The sequence below is a fragment of the Acinetobacter sp. YH12105 genome (genome assembly GCF_013419095.1).
In the GTDB taxonomy this organism is placed as follows: Bacteria; Pseudomonadota; Gammaproteobacteria; order Pseudomonadales; family Moraxellaceae; genus Acinetobacter; species Acinetobacter pseudolwoffii.
In genome coordinates this window covers 1-3,380 of the sequence record NZ_VPAU01000040.1, presented here as the reverse complement: position 1 = coordinate 3,380, position 3,380 = coordinate 1, and the positions used below count along the sequence as shown (strand labels likewise).

The following is a 3,380-nucleotide window of genomic DNA, read 5'->3' as shown; positions in this document are numbered from 1 at the left end:
AACCAAATGGAAATATTACCTCGGTTGATTAAAGCTCGGTTATAGGATGACCAATTGGTTGTACGGTAGATTTTAGAAGCAGGCTTATTCATTTGGAAATTATATTGCTGAATAAGCCTTCCATGCTAGCTTTATGCAACATGAACCGTACCGGGTTTGTCGGAGACTTTTTTATTTAAGTTAGGCCACCTGACCTAACGGATTAATCTTATCATAGTACATTGCTTCAAACTCAAAAGGCGATACATAACCCAGTGCACTGTGTACACGCTTTTTGTTGAACCAATCTACCCAATTTAATGTCGCAAGTTGTACATCCGCTAAACCTTGCCAATCTGCTTTTAAATATTCAATCACTTCTGTTTTGTATAAGCCATTCACCGTTTCAGCCAAAGCATTATCGTATGAATCACCTGTCGTACCGACTGATGCTCGTAAATTTGCTGCTTCTAAACGATTGGTATAGCGAATAGAAAGATATTGAACACCTCTATCTGAATGATGAATCACATTCTTAGGCATACCTCGATCGTGCAATGCTTGCTCCAATGCATCGAGCACCATATCTGTATTCATCCGTGTAGATACTTTCTATCCAACAATTGCTCGTGAGAACACGTCAATAACAAATGCGGTATATACCCAGCCTGAATGAGTTTGAATATACGTAAAGTCACCCACCCATAGTTGGTTTGGATGATCAGCATTAAAATTACGTTTCACTAAATCATCTGCCCGTTTTTGGTCATCTCGGTTACGGGTGGTTTGTTTATTCTTACCACGCCAAACACCTTGTATACCTAGCTTTTGTATCAATCGAGCAACTGTACAACGTGCAATCACATAGCCTTCACGTTTCAGTTGTTGCCAGACCTTACGCACACCGTATCGACCTGAACTTTCTTTCCAAATTCGCTTAATCTCCTCAGCATGCTGCAAGTCATGTAAATCTCGTTTCGCTCGATGTTCTGGATTTACTGTGAGATCTAAAGTCCGGTAATAGGTTGAAGCAGCGATCGGTAAAATCCTACAAATCGCCTCAACACCATATCGATCTTTATTGTTAAGGATAAAATCCACCATTATTTGTGTGGGCGGTCGAGCTCCGCCTGGGCGAAAAAAGCCGCTGCTTTACGTAGAATTTCGTTAGCACGTTGCAGTTCTTTATTTTCGCGTTCCAGTTGTTTGATACGTTCTTGGTCTGAAAGCTGCTGTGCTTTAACTGGATTTTGTTGATCTAAGTATTTTTGATACCAAACACGTAGTGTTTCAGGAGTACAGCCAATTTTAGGAGCAATTGCTGTGATTGCAGCCCAATTCGATGGATAATCTTTCTCGGATTCAATCAATAATTGAACCGCTCTTTCTCTGATTTCAGGGGTATATTTTAATTTTGTCATCGGGATAGTCTCTCAGAATATTGACTCTCCGACAAACCCGGTACGGTTCAACAAAGCCGTACGGAAGCCATTAATACCGATTTAAATGCACATAAAAAAGCACAAACAACTGTAGGGATCGACTATGGTGAACTCATTTTAGAAGATGGAAATATTGTTGGCTTATATGGCACACCAGGACAAGAACGCTTTGACTTTATTTGGGATATTATTACGGAAGGCGCTCTAGGTGTAATTCTACTCATTGATCACACTACAGAAAACCCCATTGAACAACTAAATGAATATTTAACTTATTATAAAGCCAAGCTTTCAAATATTATAATTGGCATTACTCATTTAGATAGCAAAGCTCAATATAACTCATCGATCTATCATGAATGGCTAGACCAACAAGATATAAATTACCCTTTATTTTTAATTGATGCTCGCGATAAAGAAGATATTCTCCTTTTAGTTGATGCATTAATCACACAAGCTGAAGTTCTTTTCGAGTTAAATTAATATGTCACTACATGAACTATCTAAACGTACCGCACCTCAGGATTTAATTCAGTTTGCACAAAAATATATACAAGCTATTCTTAGGGATGTTTCCGAAATCAATTTAGTTATGCTCTGCTCTTCAGATGGTTTTGAACTTGCGTCAGTGCATAAAAAGGATGTTGAAAATCATGGAAAACTTGCGGCTGTAAGTAGTTCAACTGGCTATGATTCATGCATTTATGAATGAAATTAATTTTACAGGATGCCAGAGCATAACCCTAGATGCAGATAATGGTAAGGCTGTTATGGCATCTATTCAACATCCTAGTTTTCCAATGCTTATAGTCATTCTTTCTTCCAAAGAAGTTTTACTGGGTCAGCTACTGTACGCAACCAAAAAAGCTAGCACTGATATTGCAGCATATAAAATTAAAATTTAGGTTTTAAATGCTATATCCTATTTATATTTATGAAACTATGATCTGTCATCAATTAAGCTAAATTATTGTTGAGGCAAGATAAATTGCTGACAAAAAGTTTTGAACTAATTTATCATAACGTATGGTAATAATACGATACTGCTTGAGCTTGGCAAAAAAAGTTCCCGATCAAATATCGTGCTTTATAAAGATATGGGTATAATGACCTTGACTCATAGCGTTATTTTTAGAGGGTATCACGCCTTAAGCATTAATTTTATGGATTGGAACAATTATTCGATCTTTAGACTTTTAGGCTTTATCTATGGGCTAAGTTTGACTGAATAATAAGTCCAGCAATATATTAACAACATTTAAATCATGAACTTGCCCAGCAACAGTAAGATAAAATTTTATTGGATTGCCTAAGACATCATTATGAGCACGCATTTTGGTGCTTAAGTTATCTTTCCTCCGTCCGATCGCCTGATTTCTTCCCCAGCGCTGTGTTGATGAGCACAATGGTGGAGTCGAACATGGCTATTCATTGTCACTGTCATGTGACAGCACTTCAAAGACTCTCTGCCACACACCTGCTTTAGGCCAACGACTAAAACGAATATCCACGACGCTGAAATCACCAAATGTTATGAAAAGACTCACTCGCTAATGAATATCTGAACGATACCTAACTGCTCTCAGCAAATAATTGGTTATCTTTATCAATTACTCTAACAATTTCTATTCTAATATCTAAATCATGCCAGTAACACCTAAGAAAGCTATCACAGGATTTATTAAATAAAGACCTAGCACTTAGTCCTATTCTAACTATCTTAATAGCTAAACTTGAGCATATCTCAATCATTTTTTGAAAAGCTTGAGATTTAAATAATAACTTAATTATTTTCAATGCACACAAAAAAACACCCCCAACTGTTAAGTTGGGGGTGTTTTGAATAATGAGCTGGCGATGACTTACTCTCACATGGGTAACCCCACACTACCATCAGCGCAAAGAGGTTTCACTTCTGAGTTCGGGAAGGGATCAGGTGGTTCACTCTTGCTATTGTCG

General features: G+C 37.5%; 1 rRNA gene, 2 pseudogenes and 1 other annotated feature. Of the genes and pseudogenes, 1 reads left to right on the top strand and 2 read right to left on the bottom strand.

Annotated features, from left to right (window positions below):
* Positions 1-180 precede the first annotated feature (180 nt).
* Positions 181-1,400, bottom strand: a pseudogene (locus FTU44_RS14925) (IS3 family transposase).
* Positions 1,009-1,125, bottom strand: a sequence feature (AL1L pseudoknot). (Overlaps the previous pseudogene by 117 nt.)
* 505 nt (positions 1,401-1,905) lie before the next feature.
* On the opposite strand from FTU44_RS14925, the pseudogene FTU44_RS14915 reads away from it, so the two are divergent.
* Positions 1,906-2,326: pseudogene (locus FTU44_RS14915) on the top strand (roadblock/LC7 domain-containing protein).
* 944 nt (positions 2,327-3,270) lie between these two features.
* Here the strand turns inward: FTU44_RS14915 and rrf are convergent.
* Positions 3,271-3,380, bottom strand: a 5S ribosomal RNA gene (gene rrf / locus FTU44_RS14905); the annotation flags it as partial.